The following is a 17,661-nucleotide window of genomic DNA, read 5'->3' as shown; positions in this document are numbered from 1 at the left end:
TCTGAGCCAGGATCAAACTCTCCAGTTAAACTTGCTGGAGGTCACCTCGGTCCGGCTAAAGACCGGGTGACGGCTCATGCCTCATTGGCATGACGTGTTGCCTCGACCGTGCTTGCGCAGGTCGAAGGCGAGGGCCACGTCACCACACGTTATTGCGTGTTGCGTACAATCCAGTTTTCAAGGACCGAGCCGAGGCGCTTCGCAAAGCTCACCTCGTTTGCTCGAACAAACGTCGCGCCCGAAGGCCCGCCGTCGCCAGCAATCTCAGCAATCGTCTCACGGACTCTGCATATTTCTATACGGAGCACCGCGCGGCACCCACGAACTCGTCAGCAATCTCTTTCGAGATCCTTCAGGCTCGGGGACCCGCTGAGGACGGCACCTTGCGGCGCCCTGCGTCCCTCAGCGAGGGGCGGCCTTTTAAACCGCCTCATTCGCCTTGTCAACATCTTTTCATCCGAGGTCCGAGAACATTTTCACATTCTCCGGAGCCTGGGTCCTCACCGAGGACGGCACCTTGCGGTGCCCTGCGTCCCTCAGCGAGGGGCGGCCTTTTAAACCGCCTCATTCACCTTGTCAACATCTTTTTATCCGAGGTCCGAGAACACTTTCACATTCTCTGGACCCTGGATCCTCACCGAGGACGGCACCTTGCGGCGCCCTCTGTCTCGCGGCGAGGGGGGCGTATCTAAACGGCCTCGGTCGTGTTGTCAACGGACAATGATCCGCGAAGGACGAAAATATTCTCCGCCCCCTTCTTCCGCGGACCTGCCGAGGACGGCACCTCGCGGCGCCCTCTGTCTCCCAGCAAAGAGTCATCCTAACCACCACCGCCCGGGCGTCAACCGACCGACGCTCCCGATCTCGATCGAGGGCAGGGAGGCTGACGACGCTCCTCCGGCTGTCAACGCAACAACGCAACAACGATGAGGAGAGAGAGGAGAGAGAGGAGAGAGAGGAGAGAGGAGGACCTCGAGCGGAGAGGCGGCCCGCTCAGCGAGGCTTCCGCTCGTCGTGCGGCGGGAGCGCGCCCTTCGGCTCCTGCGGCTCGGGGGCACGGTCGGCCTCCTCCGACAGCCCCTGCTCCACGCTCTGCTGTGCGCTCGACGCGCCGACTTCGCCGGCACCCGAGGTCGATCGCTCCGGCGCGAAGGACACGCCACCTCGGCCAGATTCGTCGTACGAGCCACCGCCGAGCGAACCTGGCGGGCGCATCTCCGCGTCGGGCGGGTGCGGGCTGCCGAACGGGTAGATTCCCTTCGATTGATCGACCTCGTCCGTACGGCCTTTCCCCTGCGTGAGAGGGTTGTTCGTTTCATCGTCGCGCACCATCTCGTCCTCCACCGTGCACACGGGTTGCACCCGGCTTGCGCATCTTGTGCCCGTGGGCGCCGTGCATTCGATATGCCGGCAGTGGAATGCGCGCGAGCTCTGCCTTGACAAATGAGAATCGCTCGCGTATCGTGGGCGCGGCTGCTGCGAAGTGCGCTTTCCTCGGGCGCGCTCCGGAGTTCAAACGAGCGGGGTTTGGGGCGGAGGGCGCCGTCAGGCGACCTGCAGTCCCAAGCGTCGAACCGAGGAAAGGATCGCGGGTCGGCGATGCATCGTCGGCGTGCGAGCGTGAGGAGACGTGCGTCCTCTGGATTGGATGCGCTCCCAGGCTCGACGTCGCGGCAACGCACGACCTGCGCGATAGGGTTCGTTCGTTCGCAGGGCGCTCGCACGGCAGGACGTGCTCGCGCCTGGGAAAGCAGCCATGGGCAATCTTCGTCTGGATGCGGTCGTGCGCCGACAAGACAGCGCGCTCGCCCGCATCGAAAGTCGTTTTGGTGTTCCCATCACGCTCATCGCGCGGCCCGATGTCTCCGTCGAGGCAGAGGGCATCGCTGAGCTCCTCGAATTCGTTTCGATTCAAGACACGCTCCTCTCCATCTGGGAAGAGGAGCGCAAAGGCCGCATCGCGCCGTTCTGGGGCGAGGGGCCGGGCCATCTCGCGGCCGTGGTGCTCACGCCGGATTTCCACAAAGGATCCGGCATCCCCGTAGGCACCGTGGCCGACGCGCGTGGATTCGTCGTCCCGCGCGCCGTGGGCAACGACGTCTGCTGCGGCATGCGCCTCGCCGTCACGGACGTGACCCACGACGAGCTCGCGCCGCACATGGCCGCCTTGAAGAAGCGCCTGCGGGCCATCTTCTTTCAGGGCCAACGAAACATCCCCATGTCCCCCCGCCAGCGCGAGGCGCTGCTCCGGGACGGGCTCTGGGGGCTCGCCGAGACCGCGGCCGATAACCAGGGTACCGGAATCTGGCGCCATTACGACCCCGCGCGGGAGCTCCACGATCTCGAGCGGGTCCATTTCAACGGCGCGCTGCCCACCGACGACACGTTCGCATTCGCGAGCTTCATCCGCGCCTCGGGCGCCAGAGACGGCCGGGACATCCAGATCGGATCCGTCGGCGGCGGGAACCATTTCGTGGAGCTGCAGCGCGTGGACGAGATCGTGGACGGCCACGCGGCGCACGAGTTCGGCCTCGCCCGCGGGGCCGTGACCATCATGGCGCACTCGGGCTCCGTCGGACTCGGTCACGTGGTGGGCGGTCATTTCATGGCCCGCGCGCACGAGCTCTACCCGAAAGGTCTGCCCCACCCGGCGCACGGCTTTTACGTGATGCCGACGCGGGGGCCGCTCGCCGCGGAGGCGGCCGCATACCTGTCCGCGATGCGCAACGCGGCGAACTTCGCCTTTGGAAACCGTCTCTTCCTCGTGCTGATGGCAGCACGCGCGATGAGCGAGGTCCTCGGTCGAACGGTGGAGACGCGGCTGGTCTACGATGCGCCGCACAACCTCATCTGGGAGCCGGAGGGCAAGGCAGGGCGCTTTCTCCATCGGAAAGGCGCGACGCCCGCACCCGGGCCGGATCCGTTCCAGAGCCCATTCCAGTACACCGGGCATCCAGTGATCATCCCGGGCTCGATGGGCGACGCGAGCTGGGTACTCGCGGGGCTCGGCAACGAAGCGCTGCTCGCGAGCGCCTGTCACGGCGCAGGCCGGAGCCTGACGCGCGGGCAGGCGAGCCACGTGAGCGACGACGTGTACCGAGAATCGACCGGGAAGCTCGACGTGGTGACCCCGATCGATCCAGACGCGCCATCCCTCCGCGGGCGGCGCGACATCCTCGAGAAGTATCACCGCCGGATGAAGGAAGAGGCACCATACGCGTACAAGGCCATCACACCGGTCGTGCAATCCGTCGAGGATGCCGGCGTCGCACGTCGAGTCGTGCGGCTCTCGCCGATTGCGACCGTGAAGGGATGAGTTTCATCGGGGAGCCGCTGCGCTGGGGCGTTGCCCCAGGCCCCACCAGGGGCTATCCGCCCCTGGACCCGGACCAGCCAGGGGCTGGACCCGGGGTCGATGAACTGCGCGATGCGCAGTTCATCGAACAGGCCGAGGAACGACCCCTGCCAACCAAGACAGCCGCGCTGCCCTTTCTATGGGCAACGTTGTCTCTGGTCTTGCCATCGGCCTGTGGAAGAACCGCGCATCGCGCGGTTCTTCCACCTCGAGTCCAGGGCTTGCCCTGGTTCGGGTCGAGGGGCGAACAGCCCCCGCGGGGTCCGGGGCAGAGCCCCGGCGCAGCGGCCCCAGGTTTGTTGGCCCGCGCTCCGTGGCCTTCGTAGCATGCGCCATAGGGCGCGATATGGAAAACGAAGCAGTGCGGAGCCCGGTCGTGGTGGGCGAGATCCTCGCGGGGAAGTATCGCGTCGAGCGTCTCCTCGGCATGGGTGGCATGGGCGTCGTGGTCGCTGCCACGCACCTCGAGCTCCGGGACGAGCGGGCCATCAAGCTCGTCCGGTCGGAGCTCACGCATCCGCAGATCATCGAGCGCTTCTTCCGCGAGGCGCGCGTCGTCGTGAAGCTCCGGAGCGAGCACGTCGCTCAGGTGTACGACATTGGCCGGCTGCCTTCGGGCACGCCGTTCATGGTCATGGAGCTGCTCCATGGCGACGACCTCTCGGCGCTGCTCAAGAAACGAGGGCCGCTGCCGGTGCACGAGGCCGTCCTTTACGTGATGCAGGCCTGCGACGCGCTCGCCGAGGCCCACGGTCGCGGAATCGTCCACCGCGATCTCAAGCCTGCGAACTTGTTCCTCACGCACCGCGAGGATGGCTCGCCGTGCATCAAGGTGCTCGATTTCGGCGTCTCGAAGCACGTACCCGAGGACGGCGAATCGGAGATGACGAGCAACGGCGACATCATGGGCTCGCCGCTGTACATGGCGCCCGAGCAGATGCGCGCGGCGCGGGAGGTCGACGCGCGGGCCGACATCTGGGCCCTCGGCGCGATTCTGTACAAGCTGCTCACGGGCCGCGCGCCGTTCCAGCGCGCCACGACGCCCGAGATCTGCATGGCCGTGCTCGGCAGCGAGACGGCGCCGCTCCCCTCGTCGATTCACGCCAGAATCCCGTCCGGGCTCGAGGCCGTCATCATGCGCTGCCTCTGCAAGGACGTCGACTCGCGCTTCCCGCGCGCCGTCGACCTCAAAGCCGCGCTCTCGCCCTACAGCGAGCGCCGCGAAGGCTGGGACGAGGACGAGCGCGTCTCGCTCACCGACGACCCGCGCTCGTCCCGGGTCTCGAACAGCTCGCGCCCGATTCCCAAGAACATCGATGCCATTCTGCTCGGTTGCATCGGCAAGGATTCGGGCCGCCGCGCCGCGCGGGCCAAGGGGCGCCGCACCCAGTCGGATCCGTTCCTGAAGCGCGCGGAAGCCATCGAACCGAAAGCCCTTCCTGCCGCGCCAGCGGAACCTCCCTGCGAAATGCTCCGGGATCCCGAGTTCTCCTGCATGGGCAGCGGAACCGTCCCGATGGGGAGCACCGATCTGCGCAAGGCCCGGGAAATGGGACTCGGAGGGCCCCCCCAGGCGCTGCAACCCACGACGCCCGCCGTCGAGCCCGACACGAAGCCGACGTCGGCCCTCCTCGAACCCGATGAGAGCATCGACGAAGCAACCGCGCTCGCCCCGCCGCGGCTGCCAAGCTTCCCCGCGCTCCCGCCTCCGTCCGTGCGCACGTCCCTCCCGTGCGTCCCCGTGCCGAGCGCCGGCGAGCCCATCGGCAACAGCATGGCCCCCTGGGATTACGCACCAGCTCCGCCCGCGCCTCGCGGCGCGAAATCGGTGGCGTTCGCCGCGAGCGCAACGACGGCCGTGTTCATCATCGTCGCGCTCGTCATGGCCTTCACCACGGGGGGCGAAAAAAACATCGCCGAAGGCGCAGTGCGTGGCGCAGACATGCGCCCGGCAGCCGGCGGCATGCCCGCGCCCGCAGAGCCCGAGGCGCCCGCCACGAGCGCGTCCGCGGCGGTCGAAGCACGGGCGACGCCTTAGACAGGGCACAGCGTCGCGCCGGGGTTTCACCCCGGACCCGAGCAGGGGCTATCCGCCCCTGCACCCGGACCAGCGCAAGCGCTGGACCCGGGGTCGATGAACTGCGCGATGCGCAGTTCATCGAACAGGCCGTGGCAAGACCAGCGACAGGCTTGCCAGTCGAAACCGCAGCACGGACGTGTCGGATCGAGGGTAGGGCAGCGCTGCTGTCTCAGCGGGCGAGGTGGTGGAGGGTCTTGCCTCGGGCCCGTCCGAGAAACCGCGCATCGCGCGGTTTCTCGGCCTTCGGTCCAGGCCGTGCCTGGTCCGGGGTGCAGGGGGCGGACAGCCCCCTGCTGGGGTGCGGGGCGACGCCCCGCTCCGTCTCAGGGCACGCAATACGCGACGGTCCTGCCTCCGAGCATGGCCGTCTCGCAACCGCTGAAGCCCTGCGCCTCGCAATCGACCTTCGCGGGTGTCCCCAGGTTGCAGAACGACACCGTGCTCCCCTCGCATGCCTCCGCGGCACCGAGATCGCACGTTGGCTCGACGAATCCGCACGCCGCGCCTCCGGCGAAGGCTCCGCTCTGCACGAAGCCGCAGCTTTGGCCCTCCGGCGACAGCGCGGCGCAGTCGCGCCGACCGATCTTCCCGCCTGCGCAGGTCTCCAGCACGTCGCCTTTGCATTCTTGCGAGAAGAAGCTGCATGCCTCGCCCTTGCCGATACAGCCCATGTCGTTGCGTTGGGGATCGAAGCCGCAGGTCTCGCCGGCGATCGTGACCCTCTTCTCCTCATCCTGCCCGTTGATGTGCACCATGTTGTACTGCGTGCGGCAATCGATCCGCTTGAGAATGCCTGCGGCGGTGCATTGGACGAGCACGTCGGGATCATCGGCCGCGCAGGTCGTCTCCGTCGTGCCGAACGTGCAGGTCTCGGCCCCGCAGCCGGCCCAGATGTTCTTGTTGCAGGACAGCCCCGCGGCCGCGCAGTCCATCGCGCCCGTCGGCACGCCGTCGGGATTGCAGAGCACCCAGGTCTCGCCCTCGCAGAGATCGTCGGCGGGGTGCGCCGCGCATGCGGCGGCGAACGTGTCCTTGGGCGGCGTGCAGGCGCGGACGCCGGCGCAGTCCTTCGCGGCGAGCTTGCAATCGAGGCTCGCGATCTCGAAGCTCAGCTGACCGGTGGCCGCCCAGGTCCAGCGCTCGTCGAGGACGTGGCCGAGGCATACCTGCATGCCGATCGGCTGACCTCCCTCCGCCTCGCATGCGTTGATGCGCAGACAGTCGGCGATCCGTGCGTCGAGCTCCGGCGGCGGCGGAGGCGGAGGCGGCGGGGCGGGCGTCTCGGGGTCGTTCCCGGCGCATGCGAGCAACAGCGTGGACAGGAGAAGCCAAGGAGAACGGATTTTTGGGAAGAGCATGCGCGCTCTCTAGCGCGCCGTTCGCTCCTCGCCGAGCGGCAGCACCAAAATGGCGACACACCCCTTCGCATTGGGCCGGTTTTCCAGCCGGAGCAGCCCCCCGTGCGCCTCGGCGATCTGCCGGCTCAAGAGCAGCCCGATGCCCGATCCTTGCGGTTTCGTCGTGAAAAACGGCACGAACAGGTTCTCCGTTTGCGGCAACCCTGGCCCCTCGTCCTCCACGACCACCTCCACGCGCGCACCGGCCGTTCGCCATGACACGCGCACCCCTCCGCCCGTCTCCAGCGCTGCGTCGACCGCGTTCCGCACCAGGTTGATGAGAAGCTGATCGAGCTGATCTCCATCACCCGGCGCGACGACCTCCGGACCCTCGTCCACGTGCACCGGCAGCCGATTCTCCAGCGCCGCCACGCGCGTCACCCACGCTCCGACCGCGACTGGACCGATCGACGGCGCCGGCAAGCGGGCGAGACGCGCGTAGGCCGACATGAACCGACCGAGCGCCTCGGAGCGGCGCGCGATCACGGCGAGACCGTCGCGCACGTCGTCCTCCCAGTCGTCGGGCCGCGGATCCAGCGAGAGCAACTTGCGTTGCCCCTCGGCGATCGACTGGATCGGCGCGAGCGAGTTGTTGATCTCGTGGCTGATCACGCGGATGAGCCGCTGGAACGCCTGCCGCTCCTCCTCGCGCAGCGCGCGCCGCAGATCCGTGAGCACGACCAGGTGATGCGGCAGCCCGCCTTGCCGGAACGTCGTGCGCCGGAGCTCGAACGGGCCGCCGCTGCCCGGCAGGACGTCGTCGAGGCGGCAAGGCGCGGACGCCGTGAGCCAAGCCGAGACCCCGAGCGACGCCGCGCGCCGGCCGAGCAAGCGCGGGCTAGGCAGGCCGAGCAGGCGCTCGCCCGCCGGGTTCACGAGCCGCAGCGTCTCGCCCTCGTCGAACGCGAAGATCGCCACGTCGATCTGCTCCATCACCGTGCGGAGCAGCGCGCTCGCTTCCAGCGCCCCGAGCGTCTTTTCGCGCACTGCATCGCCGAGCGCGTTCGCCTCCAGCATCACCTCGCCCAGCGGATCCCCTCGCCGAGCGCCCCGCGCGCGCATCGACGTGTCGCCCGCGCGCAGCGCTTCGAGCACGTTCGCCAGCGTCTGGAGCGGCCGCACCACGCGCGCCTGCACCTCGGAGGCGACGCCCGCCCACGTGAGCACGACGAGCGTCGTCAGCGTCCACTTCGCGGCCGCGCCCGCGTCGCTCCGCCAGAGCAGCACGAGCGCGAGGATGACCGCGGGCAGGCCTGCGAGGAGCGTGAGGAGAAGAATCCCGCGGTCGAACGGCAGCCGCGGCCGCTCGGCGTTCATCCGGAGCCCTTGAGCCCGAAGTGCTGCATCCGCCGGTAGAGCGCGCTGCGGCTGAGGCCCAGGGCGCGCGCCGCGTCGCTCACGTTGCCGCCGGTGCGGGCGAGCGCCCGCGCGATCAGATGCCCCTCCGCCTCCTCCAGCGTCATCTCCTCGAGCCGGCTCGGGGCCTGCGAAGGCCTGCGCAGCATGATGTCCTCGGCCCGGATGAGCCCACTCGGCGCGAGCAGCAGCGCGCGCTCGACCGCGTGTTCGAGCTCGCGCACGTTGCCCGGGAACGGGTGCGCGAGCAGCGCCTCGATCGCGCTCGGATCGAACGACGCATTCTCGATCCGGTAGCGCTTCGCGTGCGACACGAGGAAGTGCCCCGCGAGCGCCGGGATGTCCTCGCGCCGCTCACGCAGCGGCGGCAGGTGGATCTCCACGGTGTTCAGCCGGTAGAGCAGATCCTCGCGGAAGCGCCCCGCCCGCACCTCGGCCCCGACGTCGACGTTCGTCGCGGAGAGCACACGTGCGCTGACCTTGCGCACCTTCGACGACCCGACCGGGCAGAGCTCGCCGGTCTGCAGCACCCGCAAGAGCTTCGCCTGCTGCGCGAGCGGCATGTTCGCGATCTCGTCGAGGAAGAGCGTCCCCGCGTCGGCGAGCTCGAAGCAGCCGATCCGATCCTCGCGCGCGTCCGTGAACGCGCCCTTCACGTGGCCGAAGAGCTCGCTCTCGAAGACGCCCTCGGCGAGGCCGCCCGCGTTCACTGGCACGAACGGCCCCGCGGCCCTCCGCGAGATCGCGTGCAGGTAGCGGGCGACGACCTCCTTGCCCGTCCCGTGCTCCCCCGTGACGAGCACGTTCGCGTCCGACGGCCCGATCCGCTCGATGAGCCGGATCACCGGCGCCATCGCGCGCGAGCCCGCGACGAGTGGAGGCACCTCGCCCCGGAGCGCCGCGTTCTCCCGTTCGAGCCGCCGCATGCGCCGGAGCGCCTGCCCGAGTTCTACCTGCGAGCGGAGCGTCGCGAGCAACCGCGCGTTGTCCCACGGCTTCTGCACGTAGTCGCGCGCCCCCTTGCGCATCGCCTCGACCGCGCCTTCCACGCTGCCCCACGCCGTCATCACCACCACCGGCAGCGTCGCGTCGAGCTCGCGCAGCTTCGGCAAAAGCGAAAGGCCCTCGCGGCCGGAGGTGGTGTCGCGGGTGTAGTTCAGATCGAGCAGGACGACGTCGAAGTCGCCGCCCTCCACGGCCGCGAGCACGGCGGCCGGCGAGCGCGCCAGCGCAGGGGAAAAACCCTCGGCCTTCACGAGCAGGCGCAGCGCTTCGAGCACGTCGGGCTGATCGTCGGCCAAGAGGATCTTCATCGTCGTCACGGCGAGGTTACTCCGTGCGCAGGGCGATCGCAGGCGGGACACGCGTCGCGCGCCGCGCGGGGAAGTAGCTCGCGAGCAGCGCCGCCGCCGCGAGGACGGGACAGGCGATCGAAAGCGTCAGCGGATCTCGCTCGCTCACGCCGTAGATCACGCTCGCCATCACCCGCGACAGCGCGAGCGAGGCCGCGAGCCCCACGCCGATCCCGAGCCCGGCGAGCACGAGGCTCCGCTTCAGCACCATGCCGAGGATGTCGCGCGCCTCCGCCCCGAGCGCTAGCCGGATCCCGAACTCGCGCGTGCGTTGCGTCACCATGTAGGAGGTCACGCCATACAGTCCAACCGCGGCCAGGATCAGCGCCGTGATCGCGAAGACGGACAGCACCTCCAGCGCGAACCGGCGCGGCCCGAGGCGCTGCTCGACGCGCGCTTGCATCGGGATCGCGTCGTAGATCGGCTGCTCCCGATCGATCGCGCGGACCTCGCTCCCGAGCGCCGACAGGAGCGACAGCGGATCCTGCGACGTGCGGAGGACGATGTTCAGGGTGTGCCGGGGGACCTGCGCGTACGAGGCGTAAAACGTCGGCGCGATCGTCTCCTCGCTCGACACCTCGCGCACGTCGCCGACCACGCCGACGATCGTGTGGAACGGGCACGTCTTCTCGTCGTCGCCGCAGGGCGGCCGGATCCTCCGCCCGACCGCGTTCCCCTCGGGGAAGTACGTCTTCACGAGCGCCTGGTTCACCACGATGGCGCGCGGCGCGTCCTCGTGGTCCTGATCGTTCAGCATGCGCCCCTCGATCAGCGGCACGCGCATCGCCTCCAGGTAGCCCGGCGTGATCTCGCGATGCACCGCGTACGGCCAGCGCTCGTCCGCCGCGGGCGTCTTGCCCTCGATGCGGAAGCTCTGGCTGTAGCGCACCGAGATCGGCAGGTTCGTGGTGATGCCGGCGCCGGTCACGCCGGGGAGGTTTTTCACGCGGGCGAGCAAGTCACGCGCGAACGCGGCCTTCGCCTTGTCGTCCTTGTAGCGAGGGTTCGTGATGGCGAGTTTTGCCGTGAGCACGCCCTCGGGATCGAAGCCGAGCGGCATGCGGGCCATCGCGCTGAGGCTCCGGGTCATGAGGCCCGCGCCGGCGAGCAGCATCAGCGCGAGCGCGATCTGCGCAACGACGAGCGCGTTGCGGAAGCGCCCCATGCGCCCGCCGGCCGTGCCGCGGCTGCCTTCCTTGAGCACCTCGGCCGGATCGACACGGCTCGCGTGGATCGCCGGGATCACGCCGAACACGAGCCCCGTCACGAGCGACACGCCGAGCGTGAAGGCGACGACGACGCCGTCGAGATGAATCTCCTCGGCGCGCGGCAGCCTGTCGGGATCGATCGCGACGAGCGCGTCCACGCCCCAGAGCGCGAAGAGCAGCCCGAGCGCGCCGCCGAGCACGGCGAGCACCGCGCTCTCCACGAGGAACTGCACGGCGATCCGCCCGCTCCCCGCGCCGAGCGCCGCGCGCACCGCGATCTCGCGTTGCCGCACCGCCGCCCGCGCGATGAGGAGGTTCGCCACGTTCGCGCAGGCGATGAGCAGCACGAACACCACCGCGCCGAGCAAGAAGACGAGCGTCGTCTTCGTCTCGCCCACGGTGAAATCCTTGAGCGTCCGCACGTGCACGAGGAGCCGCGACGCCCCCGGCGCCGCGCCCTCGTGCTCCTCGTTCATCCGCCGGCGCAGCGCGGTCAGATCCTCCTCGGCCTGCACGACCGACACGCCCGCTTTGAGCCGCGCGAGGAGGTCGTAGTTACGCCAGTTGCGACGCTCCTCCGAGGACTCGAGCTCCGAGGGCGCGAGCGGGATCCAGACGTCGACCTTCTGCGGCAAGGCGAACCCACGTGGCAGCACGCCGACCACGGTGTACGGCTCGCCGCTGAGATCCGCCGAGCGCCCGACGATCGAAGCATCCCCGCCGAACCGCCGCTGCCAGAGCGCATGCGAGAGCAACACGACGCGGTCGTTGCCGGCCTTCGCCTCGTCGGGCGTGAACACGCGGCCCGGCGCCGCTTCGATCTTCAGCACGGGAAAAAACGCCGGCGAGACGGTCGCGACGAGCAGGCGCTCGGGCGGATCCACGCTGGCGAGGTTCTTGTCGCGGAGCTGGTAGGCCGCGACGGCTTCGAGCGAGCGGTTCTGGTCGCGGAAGTCGTGGTACTCCGGGATGCCGAACGCCATCTGCTCGAGCCCCGCCAACCGAAAATCCTGGTGGATGACGACGATGCGATCCGCGTCCGGGTACGGCAGCGGCCGGAGGACCACCGCGTTGACCACGCTGAAGATCGCGCTCGTCGCGCCGATGCCGAGCGCGAGCACCACGAGCGCGGCGACCGTGAAGGCCGGGGCCTTGCGCAGCATGCGCAGCGCGAAGCGGACGTCTTGCAGAAAGTCGTGCATGGCTCCCTCCGCGCCTCAGGCCGCCGCCCCGGGCGCGTGGGACTCCTCGACGATCCGTCCGTCGAACAGGCTGATCGTGCGCGTCGCGTGCCGCGCGAACGCCACGTCGTGCGTCACCATCGCGATCGTCGCGCCGCCCTCGTGCAGCTCGTGCAGGAGCTGCATCACGGCCTGCCCGTTCTTCGAATCGAGGTTCCCGGTGGGCTCGTCCGCGAGCAGGATCGCCGGGTCGCCGACCACGGCGCGCGCCACCGCGACGCGCTGCTGCTGCCCGCCGGAGAGCTGACCGGGCAGGTGCCGGGCGCGGTGCGCGACGCCCACGCGTTCGAGCGCCTTCATCACCTTCTCGCGCCGCTCCTCCGGCGGCACCTTCCGGTAGACCAGCGGCAGCTCGACGTTCTCGTACACCGACAGATCGCCGATCAGGTTGAACGTCTGGAAGATGAACCCGATCTCCTGGTTGCGCAGGCGCGACATCTCCGCGGCCGACAGCCCCGCCGCGGGTCTTCCGCGCAGCGTGTACGAGCCGCCCGACGGCGTGTCGAGCAGCCCCAGGATCGCGAGCAACGTCGACTTCCCCGAGCCCGAGGGCCCGATCACGCTGATCCACTCGCCCTTGTCGATCGTCAGGTGCACGCCTTCGAGCGCGTGTGTCTCCACCTCGTCGGTGGTGAAGACCTTGGTGATCCCTTCGAGCGCGATCAGTCGTTCCGCCTTGCTGGCCATCGTCCCTCCTTCGTCGTCTCGTTCGCTCAACGCAGCTTGATCCGATCGATCCCGTCCCATCGCGACATGTCCGAGAGGATCACCCGATCCCCTTGGCGCAGGCCGCCGCGGACCTCGATCGTCCCGACGGAGGCGCGGCCGAGCTCCACCCGCTCGCGCAGCGCGACCTCGTCCCCGTCGATCACCTTGAACAGGCTCACCGCGCCCTCGGGCTGCGCGCCCGCGGGCCGCTCCACGGAGAGCACGTCTTTCAGCCGCTCGATCTCGATCGTCCCCTCGACCGAGAGATCCGGCCGTGATCCCTGCGGCAACTCGCCATCGATCGTCACCTCCACGGTGACCGTCCCCTGATGCGCGGCGGGCGCGATGCGCGCCACGCGGCCCTTCGCCAGGCCGTTGTGCGTATCGATCGACGCGGCCTGACCGATCTGCAGATCCTTCGCCTGGAGCTCGGGGATCCGCAGGACGGCCTTGAGCCGCTCGGGCCGGATGACGCGGGCGAGCACGGTCCCGGGCACGACCCACTGCCCGAGCTCGAGCGGCAGATCCTGCAAGAGCCCGTCGCCGCCGGCGCGCACCCGCATCGCGTCGACCTGACGCTTGCGAAACGCGGCGATGTCGCGCCGCTTCGTGATCTGCGTCCGCTGCGCGCCGATCTCGTCGCGCTTGCTCCCGTCGATCACCGCGACCCTGCGCTGCGCGAGATCGAGCCGCGCCGCGAGATCGGCCTCGCGATCGGCGAGCTGCCGCGCGTCGAGCGTCGAGTACACCTCCCCAGCGCCGGCGCGATACGCCTCGGCGCGGCGCCGCACGTCCGCGAGCTGCGAGGCGAGATCGGCGACGGCAGCGCGCTCGGCGAGCGCCTGCGTTTCGAGGCGGCTCTTCGCCTGGAACAACTCGAGCTGCGCGCTCGCCACGTCACGCTCCGACGCGAGCTCTTCGAGCACGACATCGGGGTTCGTCAGCTCCAGGATCAACGTGTCCTTCTCGACGGTCGCGCCGGGCTTCACGTGGATGCGCTCGACGCGCCCCGCGGTCTCGGCCGTGATCCACCGGACCTCCTCGGGCACGAGCGATCCCGGGCCTTTCACCAGCCGCACCATCTCGCCGCGCTGCACGGTGGCGATCCACAAGCCCGACCGCTCGACCTCGGGGGCCGCGGCACGGAGGCGCCCGAGGGTCAACGTGACGAGCGCGATCGCGAGGGCAAAAGCCGCCGCGGCGAAGAGCGGCGCGCGACGCTTGGGGGTGGGCTTGCGCGGGATGTCCATCCGACGCGGTGCGCCCTAGCGAACGGCGTACCAGGCAGGAAAACCCGCGGAAACGAGGTGTGAACCGGGGAGGAGGTGACCGGATCCGGGATCGTCGTCCCAAAATCGGACACCTCCACCCGCGTCTCGCTGGGGCTCTGCCCCAGGCCCCGCGGGGGCTGTCCGCCCCTCGACCCGGACCAGGCACGGCCTGGACCGAGGGTGGAAGAACTGCGCTCCGCGCAGTTCTTCCAGCGGGCCGGTTGGACCGCGTTGCCCGTCGAAAGGGCAGCGCGGCTGTCTTGATGGGCAGGGTCGACGAGGGTCTTGCCTCGGCCTGTTCGATGAACTGCGCATCGCGCAGTTCATCGACCCCGGGTCCAGCGCTTGCGCTGGTCCGGGTGCAGGGGCGGAGAGCCCCTGCTGGGGCCTGGGGCAAAGCCCCAGCGCGACGGTTTCGCGATTAGAACCGACGCCCCGGGCGCCCCCGGTCCTCGAGCAAGCGCGCCGAATCTGGCGCATCCGAAGGCGCCATCACGCGCGACGTCCGCGCGCCTTCCGGCGCAGAAGCCCCGTTCGTCTCCACGATCCACGAGGCGAGAGCGAGCAACACGAACCCAACGAGCACGATTGCAGCGACGATCGCCGTCGCCATGGGCAAACGAATACGAACGCCGTCGATCTGATTCATCTCGAGCGTCACGAACACCTCCTCGTGCAAGCAACGGATCGACAAAGGCCCCGCGGGCGCACTCTCGCGCCGATTTCCCCGAGCCCCTCGATGTCCGTCCGATGGTCCACCGCCGCTCGAAAAGAGCGGCACCTTCATCGTCCGTCGACCGGCGCACACTTTATCGCAAGAGCCCCCCAAATGGAGGGAAATCGGTGCGTCGCTGGGACATGGAATGTCCATCCGGAGGCCCCCCCCGGGCGGCTCGGCGTCGCGACGCGCACCTTGTCCTCCCGCCTCTCTGCGCCTACACACCCACCGGTGCGCCGACCTCTGTCCCCCGAAGAGCAATACATCCAGACCGAGCGCGTCCGCGAGCTCGTCGACCTCCTCTGTGCATTCCTCGACGGGCGGAAGGACCGCGCGGAGATCACCCGCTGGAGGCGCACGGGGTGGCGAAACGCGGAGGTGGACGGAGGCGGGCTTCAGGGTCAGGGCATGGCGTGCCTGGTGTTCGACTGCCTCGACGATATCGAGCGGCGCCGCGGTGACGATTTTCTCGTGCGCCGCGAGGACGTAGCCGGGTACGTCGCATGGCTGACGACGCGGGGAGAGCGCGGGGCCATCGGGCCGCGTCCGCTTGCCGCCGTCGCGCGCTCGATCGACTCGCTCGTGACGGAGATGCGCGGGGACACGGTCCGTTTCTTCCAGCCGGGGTTCGGCTGGCTCGTGGAGACGTGTTTCGTCTCGGCCACGGGGCGCGGCTTCTGGGCCGTATCGGACCTCGAACGCGGGGCCGGCCTGGAGATTCGCACGATCCGCGGGGACGATCCCACCGAGGCAGCCCAGGACCTCGCGGAGGCCCTCGCCCTGGACACGCCGGAGGTCCAATGGGTCGATCCACGCATCGACGTCGCCGCGCTCCCGCGCTGGTCGCTCTGGCGCCAGGACGACAATGGGCAGCGTTACGAGATGTCCACGTTCCTCTCGTATTCGCGTGCCATGCGCGAGTGCGCCGCGTTCGAGGCCCGCGGACACAAGCAGATGTACTGGGTGCGCCGGCAAGGGCAGGGGGACTGAAATCCCGATCGAGCCGACCGACCCCATGCATTGCGCCCCGTGACGCCGGCCCGCCGCGCGGTACGCTGCGCCCTCCATGAACGTGCGCGCCGAGGAACGTGAACTTGCCGGCGAGGCCTTGCACCTGCTCGGCAAAGACCGCCTCGTGCTCGCCATCCACGACCCGAGCTTCCCCGCGGATCCCGACGAGGACATCGGCCGCGGCTCTCCGTATGGCCGCGCGTCGGCGCGTTTTTTCCGATTCGCCCGCGACCTCGGCTTCACCGCCGTCCTCTTTGGCCCGCAGGGCGACCTCTCCGAAGGCAACGCCTCGCCGTACGACGGCGCGTGCTTTTCGCGCGCCACCGTCTCCATCGCCCTCGCGCCGCTCGCCCAGGATCCGTCCTGGGGCGGCCTCCTCCGCCCTGAAACGCTCGCGTCCCTCGTCGAAGATCGCCCCCGCGGCCTGGCCGGCCGCGCGCATCACCGTTACGCCTCCGCCGCCGTGCGCCGCGCGCTCGACGAGACCTTCGCGTCATTCCAGGAAAAACGTCGGCGCGGCACCCTGCCACCCACGCTCGCCGCGTTCGCCGCCCGGCTCGACGCTTGGCGCGCGCGGAACATCGGCTGGATCGAGCGGGACGCGCTGTACGAGCGCCTCGCCATCGAGCACGGCCTCGGCCATTTCAAGGACTGGCCCGCCCTGGACGCGCGCCTCTTCGCGCCATGGCCCGGCGACGAGGCCGCGGCGGCCGCGCGCCTCGCGGCGCTCCGGTCACGCCACACGGAGACCATCGAGGCGCACGCCTTCCGCCAGCTCCTCGCGCGCGAACAGCACGCGGCCCTGCGCGCGCATCTCGCATCGCTCGACCTCGCCCTCCATGGCGACCTCGCCGTAGGCCTCGGCCTGCAGGACGAATGGTCGAACCTCTCGATTTTCCTTTCGGGTTACCGCATGGGCGCCCCGCCGAGCCGCACGAATCCCGAGGGACAACCTTGGGGGTATCCCGTCCTCGACCCTGCCTCGTGGTCCGGCGCGGCCGGCGCATTCCTCCGCGCGCGCATGGCCGCGATGTTCGAGGCCTACGACGGCGTGCGAATCGATCATCCGCACGGCCTCGTCGACCCGTGGGTGTACGACGCGGCCGCGGCGGACCCGCTCGCGGCCGTCCAGCGCGGCGCGCGCCTCCGCTCCTCGCCGGAGTTGCCCGGTCACCCGCGCCTCGCCGCGTTTGCCATTCCGCGTCCGTCGCAGATCGATCGGAGCCTGCCGCGCTACGCGGAGGCCTGGGTCCGGGACCTCGACGCGGCCCAGGTGGACGCCTACGGAAAACTCTTCGACGTCCTGGTGCAAGCCGCGGAGGTGAGGGGATACGTCACGGAGACGCTCTTTTGCGAGGTCCTGAGCACGCTGCCGGAGCAGCTCGGGGTGGTGCTCGCGCGGCACGGGCTCGGGCGATTCCGGGTGACCCAGAAGGCGAACCTCGACGACCCGCGCGACGTCTACCGCAGCGAAAATGCCGATCCTGCCGACTGGATCATGATGGGCACGCACGACACGCCCTCGATGTGGGAGCTCGCTGCCACATGGCGGACCGAGGACAAGCTCGCGGCGCAGGCCGCGTACCTCGCGCGGCGGCTCGGCGCGCCGGCGCTGGAGACGGCCGCCGTGCGTGACCCGGGCATGCTGGTCGCGGCGAAGCTCGCCGACGCGCTGGCCAGCGAGGCCCGGAGCGCGATGCTCTTCTTCGCCGACCTGTTCGGGCTGCGGGAGCGGTACAACGTGCCCGGCACGATCAGCGACGACAACTGGTCGCTCCGCGTGCCCGAGGGGTGGGAGACGGGGTATTTCGAGGCGCGACGCCGGGGCGAGGCGCTCGACCTCCGGCAGGCGCTCGCGCTCGCGCTCCGGGCCCGGGCGTCCGGGGCGTCGGGCGACCTGGAAACACTCGCGGCGCGGCTCTCTGCCCTGGCTTGAGCGGGATCCGAGCTCGGTTCCGGCCTGC

General features: G+C 69.7%; 12 protein-coding genes. 4 read left to right on the top strand and 8 right to left on the bottom strand.

All coding sequences use genetic code 11. The annotated features are described in order from the left end of the window. Positions 1 to 993 precede the first annotated feature (993 nt). Positions 994 to 1,362, bottom strand: coding sequence for a hypothetical protein (locus QHF83_RS40305; protein ID WP_282423404.1), 369 nt, complete (start codon positions 1,360 to 1,362; stop codon positions 994 to 996). Positions 1,363 to 1,756: 394 nt separating this feature from the next. On the opposite strand from QHF83_RS40305, the gene QHF83_RS40300 reads away from it, so the two are divergent. Further along, entirely contained in the window at positions 1,757 to 3,316 is a 1,560-nt protein-coding gene (locus QHF83_RS40300; RefSeq protein ID WP_282423403.1) for an RtcB family protein, read from the top strand. A gap of 385 nt (positions 3,317 to 3,701) precedes the next feature. Beyond that, positions 3,702 to 5,393 (top strand): serine/threonine-protein kinase, encoded by a 1,692-nt coding sequence (locus tag QHF83_RS40295; RefSeq protein WP_282423402.1) that lies wholly within the window; start codon positions 3,702 to 3,704, stop codon positions 5,391 to 5,393. A 365-nt stretch (positions 5,394 to 5,758) separates the two neighbouring features. Here QHF83_RS40295 and QHF83_RS40290 read toward each other — a convergent pair whose 3' ends face one another. The 7 genes from QHF83_RS40290 to QHF83_RS40260 all read right to left on the bottom strand — a co-directional run bounded on the left by QHF83_RS40290 (position 5,759) and on the right by QHF83_RS40260 (position 14,629). After that, positions 5,759 to 6,793, bottom strand: coding sequence for a hypothetical protein (locus tag QHF83_RS40290; RefSeq protein ID WP_282423401.1), 1,035 nt, complete (start codon positions 6,791 to 6,793; stop codon positions 5,759 to 5,761). Positions 6,794 to 6,802: 9 nt separating this feature from the next. Next, positions 6,803 to 8,149, bottom strand: a complete 1,347-nt coding sequence (locus QHF83_RS40285; RefSeq protein WP_282423400.1) for an ATP-binding protein — start codon at positions 8,147 to 8,149, stop codon at positions 6,803 to 6,805. After that, on the bottom strand, positions 8,146 to 9,501 hold the full coding sequence (locus QHF83_RS40280) for a sigma-54 dependent transcriptional regulator (RefSeq protein ID WP_282423405.1): 1,356 nt from the start codon (positions 9,499 to 9,501) through the stop codon (positions 8,146 to 8,148). The genes QHF83_RS40285 and QHF83_RS40280 overlap by 4 nt, the downstream gene beginning before the upstream one ends. A 16-nt stretch (positions 9,502 to 9,517) precedes the next feature. Further along, positions 9,518 to 11,950: an ABC transporter permease gene (locus tag QHF83_RS40275; RefSeq protein WP_282423399.1), complete on the bottom strand. Its 2,433-nt coding sequence runs from the start codon at positions 11,948 to 11,950 to the stop codon at positions 9,518 to 9,520. Positions 11,951 to 11,965: 15 nt separating this feature from the next. Then, complete coding sequence (locus QHF83_RS40270) at positions 11,966 to 12,676, bottom strand: ABC transporter ATP-binding protein (RefSeq protein ID WP_282423398.1); 711 nt, start codon at positions 12,674 to 12,676, stop codon at positions 11,966 to 11,968. Positions 12,677 to 12,702: 26 nt separating this feature from the next. Next, positions 12,703 to 13,947, bottom strand: a complete 1,245-nt coding sequence (locus QHF83_RS40265; RefSeq protein WP_282423397.1) for an HlyD family efflux transporter periplasmic adaptor subunit — start codon at positions 13,945 to 13,947, stop codon at positions 12,703 to 12,705. Positions 13,948 to 14,389: 442 nt separating this feature from the next. Continuing rightward, positions 14,390 to 14,629, bottom strand: coding sequence for a hypothetical protein (locus tag QHF83_RS40260; RefSeq protein WP_282423396.1), 240 nt, complete (start codon positions 14,627 to 14,629; stop codon positions 14,390 to 14,392). Between the two features lie 288 nt (positions 14,630 to 14,917). On the opposite strand from QHF83_RS40260, the gene QHF83_RS40255 reads away from it, so the two are divergent. Then, entirely contained in the window at positions 14,918 to 15,676 is a 759-nt protein-coding gene (locus tag QHF83_RS40255) for a hypothetical protein (RefSeq protein WP_282423395.1), read from the top strand. Positions 15,677 to 15,752: 76 nt separating this feature from the next. After that, positions 15,753 to 17,633 (top strand): 4-alpha-glucanotransferase, encoded by a 1,881-nt coding sequence (locus tag QHF83_RS40250; RefSeq protein ID WP_282423394.1) that lies wholly within the window; start codon positions 15,753 to 15,755, stop codon positions 17,631 to 17,633. The last annotated feature ends 28 nt before the right edge of the window (positions 17,634 to 17,661 follow it).

It is taken from the genome of Polyangium sp. 15x6, from assembly GCF_029960785.1.
Taxonomy (GTDB): Bacteria; Myxococcota_A; Polyangia; order Polyangiales; family Polyangiaceae; genus Polyangium.
Note: the sequence above shows the minus strand (reverse complement) of the source record. Positions and strands in the feature narration are given on the sequence as shown.

Coding starts and splice junctions, on each gene's coding strand:
- QHF83_RS40300 (WP_282423403.1), top strand. CDS start 1,757: ATGGGCAATCTTCGTCTGGATGCGGTCGTGCGCCGACAAGACAGCGCG.
- QHF83_RS40250 (WP_282423394.1), top strand. CDS start 15,753: ATGAACGTGCGCGCCGAGGAACGTGAACTTGCCGGCGAGGCCTTGCAC.
- QHF83_RS40295 (WP_282423402.1), top strand. CDS start 3,702: ATGGAAAACGAAGCAGTGCGGAGCCCGGTCGTGGTGGGCGAGATCCTC.
- QHF83_RS40265 (WP_282423397.1), bottom strand. CDS start 13,947: ATGGACATCCCGCGCAAGCCCACCCCCAAGCGTCGCGCGCCGCTCTTC.
- QHF83_RS40275 (WP_282423399.1), bottom strand. CDS start 11,950: ATGCACGACTTTCTGCAAGACGTCCGCTTCGCGCTGCGCATGCTGCGC.
- QHF83_RS40285 (WP_282423400.1), bottom strand. CDS start 8,149: ATGAACGCCGAGCGGCCGCGGCTGCCGTTCGACCGCGGGATTCTTCTC.
- QHF83_RS40270 (WP_282423398.1), bottom strand. CDS start 12,676: ATGGCCAGCAAGGCGGAACGACTGATCGCGCTCGAAGGGATCACCAAG.
- QHF83_RS40280 (WP_282423405.1), bottom strand. CDS start 9,501: ATGAAGATCCTCTTGGCCGACGATCAGCCCGACGTGCTCGAAGCGCTG.
- QHF83_RS40290 (WP_282423401.1), bottom strand. CDS start 6,793: ATGCTCTTCCCAAAAATCCGTTCTCCTTGGCTTCTCCTGTCCACGCTG.